The following is a 16,209-nucleotide window of genomic DNA, read 5'->3' as shown; positions in this document are numbered from 1 at the left end:
TTAGGAAGCGTGCCTGAACTGAACAACCTCGAACCGCAGCGCAACGACCCCACTTTCGCCAACATTTGGCAGGAACTGAAGTGGCGTGGGCTGGTCCATGTCTCCACCGACGAAGCGGAGCTCGAAAAGCTCCTCGCCAACGGGCCGGTCACGTACTATTGCGGCTTCGACCCCACCGCGCCAAGCCTCCACCTGGGTAACCTGGTTCAGCTCCTGGTCATGCGGCGGCTTCAGCTGGCTGGTCACAGCCCACTCGGCCTCGTGGGAGGCTCCACCGGCATGATCGGGGACCCGCGTCCGACGGCGGAACGCACCTTGAACACCAAGGACACGGTAGCGGAGTGGGTTGGCTACCTGCAGGCCCAGGTTCAGCGCTTCCTCAGCTTCGACGGGGACAACGCCGCCAGGATGGTGAACAACCTGGACTGGACGGCGCCGCTGAGCGCCATCGACTTCCTGCGTGAGGTGGGAAAGCATTTCCGCGTGGGCACCATGCTTCGCAAGGACGCCGTGGCATCCCGGCTGAACTCGGATGAAGGCATCAGCTACACCGAGTTCAGCTACCAGATCCTGCAGGGCATGGACTACCTGCAGCTCTACCGCGACTACGGCTGTGTACTGCAGACCGGCGGCTCGGACCAGTGGGGCAATCTCACCAGCGGTACGGAGCTGATCCGCAAGGTTGAGGGCAAGAGCGTCCATGCCCTGGGAACCCCGCTGATCACCAACTCTGACGGAACCAAGTTTGGCAAGAGCGAAGGCAACGCCATCTGGCTCGACGCCGGCATGTGCAGCCCCTATGCGTTCTACCAGTTCTGGCTCAACACCGCCGACGCGGACGTGGTGGACCGGCTCAAGGTGTTCACCTTCCTGACGCGCGCCGAGATCGAAAAGATCGCAGTGTCGGTGGCGGAGCGTCCGTTCGCCCGCGAAGGCCAGCGGAAGCTCGCCTTTGAGGTGACCTCCCTGGTTCACGGCGTTGACGCCACCGAAAAGGTCATCGCCGCTTCGGCTGCCCTTTTTGGGAACGGCGACTTGGCTGCGCTGGATAAGGCAACGCTGCAGGCTGCCACCTCCGAGCTTCCTTCCACCACAGTCCAGGTGGACGAAATGGGAATCGTGGACCTGCTGGTGGCCTCCGGCCTTTCCGAGAGCAGGTCCGCCGCGCGCCGGACCGTGGGCGAAGGGGGAGCTTATGTGAACAACGAAAAAGTCTCCGATCCTGAAGCCGTGATTGCGGAGTCGGAACTCCTGCATGGCCAGTACCTGCTCCTGCGCAGGGGCAAGAAGAACCTGGCAACCGTCGAGGTTCTTGTTCCCTGACGCGGGAGCGCAACCTACCACCTGCACGCCCCTCTGCAGCCGATTTGCGCGGCCGCGGAGGGGCGTGTATTGTTTTCTGAGTCGCCGCCGCTGAGTGGTGACAAACCCCCAACTGATATTGAGAAGCAATTCTCGGCCATGCGGTGCATGGAACGAAAATTGCTCCCCTTTTTGCTGGGCGGATTCATTCCGTTGAGTGAATTCCGGGAAAATAGCCGGATTTGCAAAAGCGAACAAGAATGAAATAAGATAAAAACATCGCAGCGAAGAAATACGGAAAAGAAATTCTTTCTGAATTGTTCCGGGAATATTCGAATGTGTCTGTTGTTTGAGAACTCAATAGTGTGCCAAGTTTGTTGATACCGATTATGTAATGTGATTGGTTGAATTTGCCGAATCGTGCCGCCCCTGTGGTGTGGTTTGGTGTTTTTGGCTGGTTTCAAATTTTGTGCAGCCTTTGGCGCCGTTATTTCCGGTGGTTTTGGTTGTGTCTGTTTGTTTTCAACGGAGAGTTTGATCCTGGCTCAGGATGAACGCTGGCGGCGTGCTTAACACATGCAAGTCGAACGATGATGCCCACTTGTGGGTGGATTAGTGGCGAACGGGTGAGTAACACGTGAGTAACCTGCCCTTGACTCTGGGATAAGCCTGGGAAACTGGGTCTAATACCGGATATGACCTTCCATCGCATGGTGGTTGGTGGAAAGCTTTTGTGGTTTTGGATGGACTCGCGGCCTATCAGCTTGTTGGTGGGGTAATGGCCTACCAAGGCGACGACGGGTAGCCGGCCTGAGAGGGTGACCGGCCACACTGGGACTGAGACACGGCCCAGACTCCTACGGGAGGCAGCAGTGGGGAATATTGCACAATGGGCGCAAGCCTGATGCAGCGACGCCGCGTGAGGGATGACGGCCTTCGGGTTGTAAACCTCTTTCAGTAGGGAAGAAGCCGCAAGGTGACGGTACCTGCAGAAGAAGCGCCGGCTAACTACGTGCCAGCAGCCGCGGTAATACGTAGGGCGCAAGCGTTATCCGGAATTATTGGGCGTAAAGAGCTCGTAGGCGGTTTGTCGCGTCTGCCGTGAAAGTCCGGGGCTCAACTCCGGATCTGCGGTGGGTACGGGCAGACTAGAGTGATGTAGGGGAGACTGGAATTCCTGGTGTAGCGGTGAAATGCGCAGATATCAGGAGGAACACCGATGGCGAAGGCAGGTCTCTGGGCATTAACTGACGCTGAGGAGCGAAAGCATGGGGAGCGAACAGGATTAGATACCCTGGTAGTCCATGCCGTAAACGTTGGGCACTAGGTGTGGGGGACATTCCACGTTTTCCGCGCCGTAGCTAACGCATTAAGTGCCCCGCCTGGGGAGTACGGCCGCAAGGCTAAAACTCAAAGGAATTGACGGGGGCCCGCACAAGCGGCGGAGCATGCGGATTAATTCGATGCAACGCGAAGAACCTTACCAAGGCTTGACATGAACCGGAAAGATCTGGAAACAGGTCCCCCACTTGTGGTCGGTTTACAGGTGGTGCATGGTTGTCGTCAGCTCGTGTCGTGAGATGTTGGGTTAAGTCCCGCAACGAGCGCAACCCTCGTTCTATGTTGCCAGCACGTGATGGTGGGGACTCATAGGAGACTGCCGGGGTCAACTCGGAGGAAGGTGGGGACGACGTCAAATCATCATGCCCCTTATGTCTTGGGCTTCACGCATGCTACAATGGCCGGTACAAAGGGTTGCGATACTGTGAGGTGGAGCTAATCCCAAAAAGCCGGTCTCAGTTCGGATTGGGGTCTGCAACTCGACCCCATGAAGTCGGAGTCGCTAGTAATCGCAGATCAGCAACGCTGCGGTGAATACGTTCCCGGGCCTTGTACACACCGCCCGTCAAGTCACGAAAGTTGGTAACACCCGAAGCCGGTGGCCTAACCCCTTGTGGGAGGGAGCTGTCGAAGGTGGGACTGGCGATTGGGACTAAGTCGTAACAAGGTAGCCGTACCGGAAGGTGCGGCTGGATCACCTCCTTTCTAAGGAGCGCCTACAACAACCGGTCACCAGCGCATGTTGGTGGTGTGGTGTTGTCAGGAAGCAAGCCCGTAGCACGGACGATTGTTCCGTGGCGGGTGCTCATGGGTGGAATATCAACAAATAGCGGCCGCGTGTTTTTGTGTCCTTTCCTAGTACGAGCCAGTGATGGTTCTGGAACGGTGGGCGTGGGGATGCGTGGTTTTGTGTTTGGCACACTGTTGGGTCCTGAGGCAACAGGGCCGGGGTTTTTTGCCTCGGGTTTGTTTGTTTCTGGTTTCCCTGCCATGACGGTCCGCGCACGTGTGTGTGTGGTGTGGGGTTGTTGTTTGAGAACTACATAGTGGACGCGAGCATCTTGTATAAGAAGCAATTTCCAAGAATATGAACCTGGATCTGGTTCGTGCGCCCTTTTGGGTGTGCTGGGCAGTTTTTGTGGTTCTCTCGAGTGTTTTTTGTTTTTGATCTTTGTGGTCAAGTTTTTAAGAGCACACGGTGGATGCCTTGGCATTAGGAGCCGAAGAAGGACGTAGGAATCTGCGATAAGCCTGGGGGAGTCGATAACCGGACTGTGATCCCAGGGTGTCCGAATGGGGAAACCCCGCTGAGCGCGCGAGTGACTTGGTGACCCGTACCTGAACACATAGGGTGCGTGGGGGGAACGCGGGGAAGTGAAACATCTCAGTACCCGCAGGAAGAGAAAACAATAGTGATTCCGTTAGTAGTGGCGAGCGAACGCGGATCAGGCTAAACCGTTCCATGTGTGATAGCCGGCGGGCGTTGCATGGTCGGGGTTGTGGGACTTTCCGTACCAGTTCTGCCGGGCTGGTGGGGTGTGATGTGCGCGCATAGGTGAACGGTTTTGAAAGGCCGGCCAGAGAGGGTGTTAGTCCCGTAACCGTAATGTGTTTGTACCGCCTGTGAGAGTATCCCAAGTAGTACGGGGCCCGAGAAATCCCGTGCGAATCTGTCAGGACCACCTGATAAGCCTAAATACTCCCTAATGACCGATAGCGGACCAGTACCGTGAGGGAAAGGTGAAAAGTACCCCGGGAGGGGAGTGAAACAGTACCTGAAACCGTGTGCTTACAATCCGTCGGAGCCGGCTCTGTTCTGGTGACGGCGTGCCTTTTGAAGAATGAGCCTGCGAGTTAGTGTTACGTCGCGAGGTTAACCCGTGTGGGGCAGCCGTAGCGAAAGCGAGTCTGAATAGGGCGTGTGAGTGGCGTGATCTAGACCCGAAGCGAAGTGATCTACCCATGGCCAGGTTGAAGCGACGGTAAGACGTCGTGGAGGACCGAACCCACTTCAGTTGAAAATGGAGGGGATGAGCTGTGGGTAGGGGTGAAAGGCCAATCAAACTTCGTGATAGCTGGTTCTCCCCGAAATGCATTTAGGTGCAGCGTTGCGTGTTTCTTGCTGGAGGTAGAGCTACTGGATGGCTAATGGGCCCTACAAGGTTACTGACGTCAGCCAAACTCCGAATGCCGGTAAGTGAGAGCGCAGCAGTGAGACTGTGGGGGATAAGCTTCATAGTCGAGAGGGAAACAGCCCAGACCACCAACTAAGGCCCCTAAGCGTGTGCTAAGTGGGAAAGGATGTGGAGTTGCCCAGACAACCAGGAGGTTGGCTTAGAAGCAGCCACCCTTAAAAGAGTGCGTAATAGCTCACTGGTCAAGTGATTCCGCGCCGACAATGTAGCGGGGCTCAAGTACACCGCCGAAGTTGTGGCATTCACATATTTTCCAAGCCTTTGTGGTTCAGGAGTGTGGATGGGTAGGGGAGCGTCGTGTGGGCGGTGAAGCTGCGGTGTAAACCAGTGGTGGAGCCTACACGAGTGAGAATGCAGGCATGAGTAGCGAAAGACGGGTGAGAAACCCGTCCGCCGAATGATCAAGGGTTCCAGGGTCAAGCTAATCTGCCCTGGGTAAGTCGGGACCTAAGGCGAGGCCGACAGGCGTAGTCGATGGACAACGGGTTGATATTCCCGTACCGGCGAAAAACCGTCCATGTTGAACAGGGGATACTAACCGCCCGAGACCTGCCTGACACCCCTTGTGGGTGAAGGGTTTTGGTGGAGCGCGGGACCTGATCCTGGGAGGCAAGCGTATTAACAGGTGTGACGCAGGAAGGTAGCCGAGCCGGGCGATGGTTGTCCCGGTCTAAGGATGTAGGGCGAGTGGTAGGCAAATCCGCCACTCATGGTGCCTGAGATCTGATGGGACCCCCGTTGGGGGGGATTTGGTGATCCTATGCTGCCGAGAAAAGCATCGACGCGAGGTTTTAGCCGCCCGTACCCCAAACCGACACAGGTGATCAGGTAGAGAATACTAAGGCGATCGAGAGAATTATGGTTAAGGAACTCGGCAAAATGCCCCCGTAACTTCGGGAGAAGGGGGGCCCCAACCTTGATACACCTTCGCGGTGTGGAGGGGATCGGGGCCGCAGAGACCAGGGGGAAGCGACTGTTTACTAAAAACACAGGTCCGTGCGAAGTCGCAAGACGATGTATACGGACTGACTCCTGCCCGGTGCTGGAAGGTTAAGAGGACCGGTTAGCCGTAAGGCGAAGCTGAGAATTTAAGCCCCAGTAAACGGCGGTGGTAACTATAACCATCCTAAGGTAGCGAAATTCCTTGTCGGGTAAGTTCCGACCTGCACGAATGGAGTAACGACTTCCCCGCTGTCTCAACCATAAACTCGGCGAAATTGCAGTACGAGTAAAGATGCTCGTTACGCGCAGCAGGACGGAAAGACCCCGAGACCTTTACTATAGTTTGGTATTGGTGTTCGGAGTGGCTTGTGTAGGATAGGTGGGAGACGTTGAAGCTCGGACGCCAGTTCGGGTGGAGTCATCGTTGAAATACCACTCTGGTCACTTTGGACATCTAACTTCGGCCCGTAATCCGGGTCAGGGACAGTGCCTGATGGGTAGTTTAACTGGGGCGGTTGCCTCCTAAAAAGTAACGGAGGCGCCCAAAGGTTCCCTCAGCCTGGTTGGCAATCAGGTGTCGAGTGTAAGTGCACAAGGGAGCTTGACTGTGAGAGAGACATCTCGAGCAGGGACGAAAGTCGGGACTAGTGATCCGGCGGTACATTGTGGAATGGCCGTCGCTCAACGGATAAAAGGTACCTCGGGGATAACAGGCTGATCTTGCCCAAGAGTCCATATCGACGGCATGGTTTGGCACCTCGATGTCGGCTCGTCGCATCCTGGGGCTGGAGTAGGTCCCAAGGGTTGGGCTGTTCGCCCATTAAAGCGGTACGCGAGCTGGGTTTAGAACGTCGTGAGACAGTTCGGTCCCTATCCGCTGCGCGCGCAGGAAATTTGAGAAGGGCTGTCCTTAGTACGAGAGGACCGGGACGGACGAACCTCTGGTGTGTCAGTTGTACTGCCAAGTGCACCGCTGATTAGCTACGTTCGGATGGGATAACCGCTGAAAGCATCTAAGCGGGAAGCTCGCTTCAAGATGAGATTTCCATACACTTTATGTGTGAGAGGCCCCCAGCCAGACCACTGGGTTGATAGGCCGGATGTGGAAGCGAGGACTAACGACTCGTGAAGCTGACCGGTACTAATAGGCCAACAACTTACACCACACAGATACATACAAAACTCTGCTTGCGTCCACTATGTGGTTCCCAACCAACAACCCTGTTGGCGGAACCTAACAATTGAATACAACACCACCCCCTGCCCACGGGCAGGGATGTTGTAACCACAAGACTTCCCAACCCCCTGCGGGTTTCGGGTACAAGGGTTACGGCGGTCATAGCGTGGGGGAAACGCCCGGTCCCATTCCGAACCCGGAAGCTAAGACCCACAGCGCCGATGGTACTGCACCCGGGAGGGTGTGGGAGAGTAGGTCACCGCCGGAACAACTATTCACGGTCGAGGCCCCAACCACACGGTTGGGGCCTCCCACATTTAAACACCAAACACCAACGGGAGACACCAACGACGTCCGGCAGGCGGAGCCCATGGCCGGCGGCTCGGTTGCAGCGGGCAGCGGCCACCGCAGGCTGTCGCCGTTGTGAAGATGGCCACGATACCGCTCCCAGGGCCCGCGCTGTCCGGGGGGATTTGGTGGCTCCACTAGAATTGATGAAGATGTACGGACTTCGAAGCGCTTGATTTCGGGTTGCGTAGGAAACGAAAAGAGCGGCTGCAGTTGCGCCAGTGGTCGGCTCACAACAGGAGGAATCCAAATGGCCGAGCATAACGGTGGCAACCGAGGCAACGACCGGGGCGCGTTCCGCGGCAACAACAACTCCGGCGGTGATCCCCGCGGATTCCGGTCCCGCTCCGACCGCGATGGCAACAATTTCTCGCGCGGCGGCTCTTCCGGTGGTGGCGAGCGTAAGCCGTTCGGTGATCGTGATCGTAAGCCGTTTGCTGATCGTCCGCGCCGTGAGGGTGAGGGTGACCGTCGCGGTTTTGGTGGCGGTGCCGGTGGTGGCGAGCGTAAGCCGTTCGGTGATCGTGACCGTAAGCCGTTTGGTGACCGTCCGCGCCGTGAGGGTGAGGGTGACCGCCGTGGTTTTGGTGGCGGTGCCGGTGGTGGCGAGCGTAAGCCGTTCGGTGATCGTGACCGTAAGCCGTTTGGTGACCGTCCGCGCCGTGAGGGTGAGGGTGACCGCCGTGGTTTTGGTGGCGGTGCCGGTAATGGCGAGCGTAAGCCGTTCGGTGACCGTGACCGTAAGCCGTTCGGTGACCGTGACCGTAAGCCTTATGGTGATCGTGATCGTAAGCCGTTTGGTGACCGTCCGCGCCGTGAGGGTGAGGGTGACCGCCGTGGTTTTGGTGGCGGTGCCGGTGGTGGCGAGCGTAAGCCGTTCGGTGATCGTGACCGTAAGCCGTTTGGTGATCGTCCGCGCCGCGATGGTGAGGGTGACCGCCGTGGTTTTGGTGGCGGTGATCGTGACCGTAAGCCGTTTGGTGACCGTCCGCGTCGCGATGGTGAGGGTGATCGTCGTGGTTTTGGTGGCGGTGATAACCGCAAGCCGTTCGGGGACCGGCAGGATCGCGCACCCCGCAGCTTCGACCGTGGTGATTCCCTCGCCGAGTCAGGCCGTGGCTCCGGACCCCGCAGCTTTGGCCGCGACCGGCAGGAAGACCGTCCTGTCCGCGTGCCCAACGCTGCCGACCTCCGCAGCGCCAACCGTCCGGACCGGGAACGTTCCCCCGAAATTGATGAAGACGTCACGGGCAAGGAACTGGACCGCGCCACGCAGCACCAGATCAAGACCCTTGAAGCCAAAAGCTCAGAGTGGGTGGCACGCCACCTGGTGATGGCGGGCCGCCTCATTGACGACGAGCCGGAGCTGGCATTCCAGCACGCACTCGCCGCCAGCCGTCGTGGGGGCAGGCTCGCCGCTGTCCGCGAAGCCGTGGGCCTCACGGCCTACGCAGCCGGCCACTATGGTGAGGCGCTGCGCGAGTTCCGCACCTTCCGCCGTATCAGCGGCTCCAACGTTCACTTGCCCGTCATGGCCGACTGCGAACGTGGCCTGGGCCGCCCGGACCGCGCCCTCGACGTAGCCCGCTCGGAGGAAGCCCAGGACCTGGATGCCCCCGGCAAGGTGGAACTGGCAATCGTCGCCGCCGGTGCGCGCACCGACCTGGGCCAGCTTGACGCGGCAGTAGCCGAACTTGAAATCCCGCAGCTGGACATGAACCGCGCGTTCTCCTACAGCCCGCGCCTCTTCCGCGCCTATGCCGATGCGCTGGCTGCGGTGGGACGCGAAGACGAGTCGCAGAAGTGGAGCCGGCAGGCCGTCGTGGCAGAAAATGCCCTGGGCCTGGGCGCTGACGAAGAACCCGAAATCATCGACCTCGGCTGGGACGAGGAAGAGGAAGCCCGGGAAGAGGCAGAACGCCGGCGGATGCTGGACCGGGCCTCCAAGGGCGCTGGGGCCGAAACGCCCGCAGCAGGTTCCACGGAAGCAGCTGCCGGGAGCGCCCGCGCAGCCGAGGCGAAGTCCTCGCAAGACAGCAGCATCGACGACCAGGATGCCGACTACTTCGTTTCCGACGACGCAGAATCGGACCAGGACTCGGTAGAACACGACGAGTTCCACTCCGTGGCCGCCGACGACGCCGGTGCTGACGACACCAGCGCAGCCGACACGGCTGCCCAGGACGATGCAGGCACTGAGCACAACGAAGAGCGCCGGGAAGACTGACCACAGATGAGCGATGTTTCCCTGGTTTCCCGCTTCGACGCACTCCTCGCCGACCTGGACGGCGTGGTCTACGCCGGTCCCCACGCCATTCCCGGAGCTGTTGAGTCGCTGAAGCAGCTTTCGGGGCTGGGCATCGGACTGGGCTATGTCACCAACAACGCATCCCGGTCACCTGCGGACGTGGCAGCGCATCTCCGTGAGCTTGGTGCACCCGCAGAGGACAACCAGGTGGTGAGTTCGTCCCAGGCGGCGGCCGAGCTGCTTGCCTCGATGCTCGCGCCCGGGTCCAGGATCCTTATCACTGGCAGCCCGGCCCTGGCCCGGGAAATTGAGCTGGTGGGCCTGGTACCGGTAGCCGGGCAGGATGAGGACCCGGTCGCCGTGGTCCAGGGGTTCAGCCCCGCCATCGGATGGAAGGACCTGGCCGAAGCCACCTATGTGGTCAATGCCGGTGCCCTCTGGGTGGCCACCAACACGGACATGTCCATCCCGCAGGCGCGCGGCATAGCGCCGGGAAACGGCACCCTGGTCGCCGCAGTCGCCGCAGCCACCGGCCAGCAGCCCCGGGTTGCGGGCAAGCCGGAGGCGCCGCTGTTCCATTCGGCAGCCAAGCGCCTCGGGGCCGAGCGTCCCCTGGTGGTGGGCGACCGGCTGGACACGGACATCCTGGGCGGCAATAACGCCGGTTTCGCCACGGTGGCGGTACTGACCGGGGTCGACACGCGCGAAACCATCCTGGCGGCCAGGGCGGCGGAACGCCCCGAATACATCATTGCGAACCTTGCCGACCTGCACCGTCCATATCCGGACGTGACGCACGACGACGGCACCTACACCTGCGGGCAGTCAACGGCGCGCGTGGCCAACGGAGCCGTGGGCATCATTGGCGGCCAGGACAACCTGGACTCGTGGCGGGCGGCGTGTGCCGCCTGGTGGGCCGCGACGCCTGACGCCGCAGCCCCGCAGGCGCCCAAGCTGGTGTGGCTGGATCACTAGACTGGTTCCATGACCGAGCTGACTGAACCGGAAGACCCGACAATCCAGCCGGCACCGGAATGGCCGCAGGCCGACCGGCAGGACCTAACGGATCCGCAGGTGGCGCAGTCCGTCGCCCGGCTCCTGGACCTGCCCGGGCTTCCCGCAGCGGACCACGAGTCCGTCTACAACCTGCTTCACGATGACCTGCTCGCCGCGCTCAACAGCGATCCCGCAGACGTAGCTTTCCCAGGCACTGTGCCTGATGGCGGGGCCGCCTGATGCCGGTACGCCTCGACCAGGCCCTGGTGGCCCGCGGGCTGGCCAGGTCGCGAACGCATGCAGCCTCGTTGATCGCCGAAGGCAAAGTGAGTTCCGGTGGCCAGGTCCTCGGCAAGGCATCCCTGCAGGTTGACGAGAGCAGGGACCTGGCCGTCGAGCGCGATGAGCAGGACACCTACGCCAGCCGTGCCGGGCACAAGCTGGCCGGCGCCCTGGACGCGTTCCCCGGCGTTTCGGTCCAAGGCAAACGGTGCCTTGACGCCGGTGCCTCCACCGGCGGCTTCACGGACGTCCTGCTGAGGCGGGGGGCCGCGCACGTGGTGGCGGTCGACGTCGGGCACGGCCAGCTGGTGCCGCACCTCCGGGACGACCCGCGCGTGGAAGTCCACGAGGGCATGAACGTCCGGTACATGGCGCCCGCCGATATCGGCGGCCCCGCGGCCCTGACCGTCGCCGACCTTTCCTTCATCTCCCTCACCCTTGTGGTTCAGCCCCTGGCTGACTGCACCGGGCCCGGGGGCGACCTGGTGCTGATGGTCAAGCCGCAATTCGAGATCGGCAAGGACCGCCTGGGCCGCACCGGCGTGGTCACCTCGGAGCGTGAGCGGCGGATGGCCGTGGAGAAGGTGGCCAGGGCAGCGCTCGACGCCGGCCTGGACCTGTGCGGCCTGGCGGCCAGTCCGCTGCCCGGGCAGGACGGAAACGTCGAATACTTCCTGTGGATAAAACGCAGGATCACCCAAGACTTGCCTAAGATCGAAGAGCGAGAGGCGGCAGCCGCTGCCTTGCTCGGACAAATCTGGCCTAACCACTAGAGAGCGGAACCTGATGAGCAGGCGTGTACTGGTCCTTGCCCACACCGGCCGCGAGGAGTCACTGAAGGCCGCCTGGGAAGCCTGCGCCCTGCTGCATGCGTCCGGCATGGTCCCGGTGATGCAGGAGTCCGAGCTGGGCGACATGGAACGGTTCTTCGGCCACCTGGCCCAGCCGGTGGAGGTGCTCCACGACCATGTCCAGCTGCCCGACGTGGAACTTGTCATGGTCCTTGGCGGCGATGGAACCATCCTGCGCGCCGCGGAGCTGGTGCGCGAGGTGGATGTGCCGTTGCTGGGCGTGAACCTGGGCCACGTGGGCTTCCTGGCGGAAAGTGAGCGGGCGGACCTTGCCCAGACCGTCGAATGGATTGCCAGCCGGGAATACACCGTCGAAGAGCGCATGACCATCGATGTCCAGGTCTGGGTCCGCGGCCAGAAGATTTGGCACACCTGGGCTTTAAACGAAGCCGCCATCGAAAAAGCCAACCGGGAACGCATGCTGGAAGTCGTCACGGAAGTGGACGAGCGCCCGCTGACGTCCTTTGGCTCCGACGGCATTGTGCTGGCCACCCCCACGGGCTCCACGGCTTACGCGTTCTCCGCCGGTGGACCCGTGGTCTGGCCGGAGGTGGAGGCTCTGGTGATCGTGCCGATCAGTGCCCACGCGCTCTTCGCCAAGCCCCTTGTCGTGTCGCCCAGGTCCAGGCTCGCCGTCGAGGTTCTGGGCCGCACCGACGCCCAGGGGGTGCTGTGGTGCGACGGCCGGCGCTCCGTGGACCTGCCGCCGGGCGCGCGGGTGGAAGTGACCAAGTCGGCCACCCCGGTCCGCCTGGCCCGCACCCACCAGACGCCCTTTTCGGCACGGCTGGTCCGCAAGTTCGAGCTGCCCATCCACGGCTGGCGCGGCCCGGTCCCCAAGTCCGATGCCGTGCACACCGGCCCTATCCCCATTGTGCGGACGCCCCGGCCCATGCCGCCGCTGCCGGTCCCGAATGCGGAGAACCCCGGCAGCGATCCCGATCCGTCGACTGCGAAGTGAATCCATGCTTGAAGAACTGAGAATCCGCGACCTCGGCGTCATCACCGATGCAACGCTCCCGCTCGGCCCGGGACTGAGCGTGGTGACCGGTGAAACCGGCGCGGGCAAGACGATGGTGGTCACCGCCGTCGGACTGTTGCTGGGGGCGCGCTCCGACGCCGGAGCCGTTCGGAGCGGCGCGAAAAGTGCCACCGCGGAAGCGGTGCTCAAGCTCGACGCCGGGCACCCGGCCATTGCCCGGGCCCTTGACGCCGGCGCCGACACGGAAGAGTTCGACGGCGGCGCCGAGCTGATCCTGGCCCGCCGCCTGGGTGCCGACGGGCGCAGCCGCGCCTTCCTCGGTGGGCGGGCTGCCCCGGTGGGCGTCCTGGCCGAAATCGGCGAATCATTGGTAGTGGTGCACGGCCAGTCGGACCAGATCCGGCTCAAAAGCGCCACAGCACAGCGGGAAGCCCTGGACAAGTTCGCCGGCGACAACCTCGCCGGCCCCCTGGCCGCGTACCAGGAGCTGTACAGCCGGTGGAAGGCCAACCAGGCAGAACTGGACAGCCTGCGGAGCGCCGCGCGGGACAGGCTGCGCGAGGCAGAATCCCTGGAGGCAGCCCTCGCCGAAATAGACGAGGTGGATCCGCAGCCGGGGAGGACGAGCTCCTGAAGGCGGAGGCCGTCAAGCTGGCCAACGTGGAGGAGCTCCGGATCGCGGCCAGCACGGCCCACCAGGCCCTCATCGCCGAGGACTTCGGCGAAACCGGTGACGCCACCACCCTGGTGGACTCCGCCAAACGCACCCTGGAGCATGTGGCCGAGCACGACGCCGAACTCGGCTCGGCGGCCGCCCGGCTGGCGGAAGTTGGCTTCCTGCTCAACGACATCGCCACCGAACTGGCGAGTTACCAGGCCGGCCTGGACACCGAGGGGCCGGAACGGCTCGCCGAAATCGAGGACCGCCGGGCAGCATTGGCCAAGCTGGTCCGCAAGTATGCCCCCACCATCGATGAGGTGCTGGCGTGGGCCGAAACCGCGCGCGTCCGGTACGACGAACTGCAGGACGACTCCTCCCGCATCGAGGCCCTGGACGCGGACGTGGTCCGCGCCGAAGCGGAACTGACCAAGCAGTCCGCAGCCATCAGCAAGATCCGCACCAAGGCGGCCAAGGACCTTTCTTCCCGGGTCAGCGCCGAGCTGAAGGCGTTGGCCATGGCAGACGCCACCCTGGTGATCAACCTCGAGCCCGCCGGGCAGCTGGGTCCGCACGGTGCGGACGACATCAGCTTCCTGCTGCAGCCGCACTCCGGTGCCCCGGCCCGTCCGCTGGGCAAGGGCGCGTCCGGCGGTGAGTTGTCCCGCGTGATGCTGGCCATCGAAGTGGTGCTGGCGGCCGTCGACCCCGTTCCCACGTTTGTGTTCGACGAGGTGGATGCCGGTGTGGGCGGACGCGCCGCCGTCGAGATCGGCCGCCGCCTGGCCATGCTGGCGCAGCACGTGCAGGTTCTGGTGGTCACCCACCTTCCCCAGGTTGCTGCCTTTGCGGACCAGCACATCACCGTGACCAAGACGTCCACCAGGGGAGCCGACGGGGGCACCGCCACCGGATTCACCTCCAGTGACGTCCGCCTCCTTGACGGCCCGGAACGCGTGCGTGAACTCGCCCGCATGCTGGCCGGCCAGGAGGACTCCGAGTCCGCCCGGGCGCACGCCCAGGAATTGCTGGACGACGCCAAGCTCCTGCCGCAGCGGGCCTGACGGGAACAGCCACGGGACGGCGCAATTGATGATAGGCTCGAATTCCGTGGTGCAGCGATCAAATTCCCGTGTAAATTCCCGGTTCCCGGGCTCCTCCAAGATGACTAAGCACATCTTCGTCACCGGCGGTGTGGCATCCTCCCTCGGCAAGGGACTGACGGCATCCAGCCTCGGTCACCTGCTCCGGGCCCGCGGCCTGTCCGTCACGATGCAGAAGCTCGATCCCTACCTGAACGTGGATCCGGGCACGATGAACCCCTTCCAGCACGGTGAGGTCTTCGTCACGGACGACGGCGCCGAGACGGACCTGGACATCGGGCATTACGAGCGCTTCCTTGACGAAAACCTCGAAGGTTCGGCCAACGTGACCACCGGGCAGGTCTACTCCACTGTGATCGCCAAGGAACGGCGCGGCGAATACCTCGGCGACACCGTCCAGGTCATTCCGCACATCACGGACGAGATCAAGCGCCGCATGCGGCTGCCCGCCGAGGGCAAGAACGCCCCGGACGTGATCATTACCGAAATCGGCGGCACCGTTGGCGACATCGAGTCCCAGCCGTTCCTCGAGTCGGCCCGCCAGGTCCGCCAGGATGTTGGCCGCGGCAACGTCTTCTTCGTGCACGTCTCGCTGGTCCCGTACATCGGACCGTCCCAGGAACTGAAGACCAAGCCCACGCAGCACTCGGTGGCAGCACTGCGCTCCATCGGCATCCAGCCCGAAGCCATCGTGATCCGGTCCGACCGCGAGATCCCCGAGGCCATGCGCGCCAAGATCGGCCGCATGTGCGACGTCGACCTCGAAGCAGTCATCGGCTGCCCGGACGCTCCCAGCATCTACGACATCCCCAAGACGCTGCACTCCCAGGGCCTGGACTCCTACATCGTCCGCGCCCTGGACCTGCCGTTCAAGGACGTGGACTGGACCAGCTGGGACCGCCTCCTGGAGGCCGTCCACAACCCCAAGCACCAGGTCGAAATCGCGCTGGTGGGCAAGTACATCGACCTTCCGGATGCCTATCTCTCGGTCACGGAGGCCCTCCGCGCCGGCGGCTTCGCCAACGAGGCCAAGGTCAAGATCCGGTGGGTTCCCTCAGACGAGTGCGAAACCCGGGAGGGTGCCATCAAGGCGCTCGACGGCGTGGACGCCATCTGCGTGCCGGGCGGCTTCGGCATCCGCGGCCTCGAAGGCAAGCTCGGTGCCTTGAAGTTCGCCCGCGAAACCAAGCTGCCTGTGCTGGGCCTGTGCCTTGGCCTGCAGTGCATGGTCATCGAGTATGCCCGCAACGTGGTGGGCCTGGAAGGTGCCTCCTCCAGCGAGTTCGAGCCGGATTCCAAGTACCCGGTCATCGCCACCATGGAAGAGCAGCTGGAGTTCGTCGAAGGCCGCGGCGACCTCGGCGGCACCATGCGCCTCGGACTCTACGAAGCCAAGCTGGACGAGGGCTCGGTCATCGCCGGCACCTACGGCAAGACCACGGTCAGCGAACGCCACCGGCACCGCTACGAGGTCAACAACAAGTACCGCGAGCAGATTGCCGGGAAGGGCCTGGTTTTCTCCGGCACCTCCCCGGACGGCAAGCTCGTCGAATTCGTTGAGCTGCCTGCCGACGTCCACCCGTACTACGTCGCAACGCAGGCGCACCCCGAGCTGAGCTCGCGGCCCACCCGCCCGCACCCGCTGTTCACCGGCCTGATCAAGGCGGCCCTGGACCACCAGGGCGCGGGCCAGCAGGCCACTGCCGACACGGCTGCCCCCGCGGCGGAGGAGCCTGCAGTATCGGGTAGCGTTACCGCTAAGTAGTCAACAGAACAAAAAGGAC

General features: G+C 62.4%; 8 protein-coding genes, 3 rRNA genes and 1 pseudogene. All 12 read left to right on the top strand.

The genetic code is table 11. The features are described from left to right. Window positions 1-9 precede the first annotated feature (9 nt). The 12 genes and pseudogenes from tyrS (at window position 10) to NIBR502771_RS18080 (ending at window position 16,190) form a co-directional block, all read left to right on the top strand. Window positions 10-1,323, top strand: coding sequence for a tyrosine--tRNA ligase (gene tyrS / locus NIBR502771_RS18130; RefSeq protein ID WP_141160924.1), 1,314 nt, complete (start codon window positions 10-12; stop codon window positions 1,321-1,323). A 501-nt stretch (window positions 1,324-1,824) separates the two neighbouring features. Then, window positions 1,825-3,348: ribosomal RNA gene (locus NIBR502771_RS18125) — 16S ribosomal RNA — on the top strand. Between the two features lie 470 nt (window positions 3,349-3,818). Next, window positions 3,819-6,946 (top strand): 23S ribosomal RNA (locus NIBR502771_RS18120). A 162-nt stretch (window positions 6,947-7,108) separates the two neighbouring features. Then, a 5S ribosomal RNA gene (gene rrf, locus NIBR502771_RS18115) occupies window positions 7,109-7,225 on the top strand. The 16S, 23S and 5S rRNA genes sit together here, the layout of an rRNA operon. Window positions 7,226-7,625: 400 nt before the next feature. After that, on the top strand, window positions 7,626-8,639 hold the full coding sequence (locus NIBR502771_RS21060; RefSeq protein WP_246839724.1) for a hypothetical protein: 1,014 nt from the start codon (window positions 7,626-7,628) through the stop codon (window positions 8,637-8,639). Beyond that, entirely contained in the window at window positions 8,621-9,532 is a 912-nt protein-coding gene (locus NIBR502771_RS21055; RefSeq protein ID WP_246839723.1) for a hypothetical protein, read from the top strand. Before NIBR502771_RS21060 ends, NIBR502771_RS21055 begins: the two co-directional genes overlap by 19 nt. Window positions 9,533-9,538: 6 nt before the next feature. Continuing rightward, the gene (locus NIBR502771_RS18105; protein WP_141160922.1) at window positions 9,539-10,528 is read left to right on the top strand and encodes an HAD-IIA family hydrolase; all 990 of its coding nucleotides are present in this window, start codon (window positions 9,539-9,541) and stop codon (window positions 10,526-10,528) included. A gap of 9 nt (window positions 10,529-10,537) precedes the next feature. Then, a complete protein-coding gene (locus NIBR502771_RS18100) occupies window positions 10,538-10,789 on the top strand; it encodes a hypothetical protein (RefSeq protein WP_141160921.1) in 252 nt (83 codons plus the stop codon). After that, complete coding sequence (locus NIBR502771_RS18095) at window positions 10,789-11,604, top strand: TlyA family RNA methyltransferase (RefSeq protein WP_141160920.1); 816 nt, start codon at window positions 10,789-10,791, stop codon at window positions 11,602-11,604. The genes NIBR502771_RS18100 and NIBR502771_RS18095 overlap by 1 nt, the downstream gene beginning before the upstream one ends. A 13-nt stretch (window positions 11,605-11,617) precedes the next feature. Next, window positions 11,618-12,643 (top strand): NAD kinase, encoded by a 1,026-nt coding sequence (locus NIBR502771_RS18090; protein ID WP_141160919.1) that lies wholly within the window; start codon window positions 11,618-11,620, stop codon window positions 12,641-12,643. A gap of 4 nt (window positions 12,644-12,647) precedes the next feature. Next, a pseudogene (recN, locus tag NIBR502771_RS18085) lies at window positions 12,648-14,386 on the top strand (DNA repair protein RecN). A gap of 28 nt (window positions 14,387-14,414) precedes the next feature. Then, the gene (locus NIBR502771_RS18080; protein WP_141160918.1) at window positions 14,415-16,190 is read left to right on the top strand and encodes a CTP synthase; all 1,776 of its coding nucleotides are present in this window, start codon (window positions 14,415-14,417) and stop codon (window positions 16,188-16,190) included. Window positions 16,191-16,209: the final 19 nt, after the last annotated feature.

Origin of the sequence: Pseudarthrobacter sp. NIBRBAC000502771 (assembly GCF_006517215.1) — a bacterium.
GTDB classification, from domain to species: Bacteria; Actinomycetota; Actinomycetes; order Actinomycetales; family Micrococcaceae; genus Arthrobacter; species Arthrobacter niigatensis.
The sequence above is the reverse complement of the archived record's forward strand: the minus strand, read 5'-3'. Positions and strand labels throughout refer to the sequence as shown.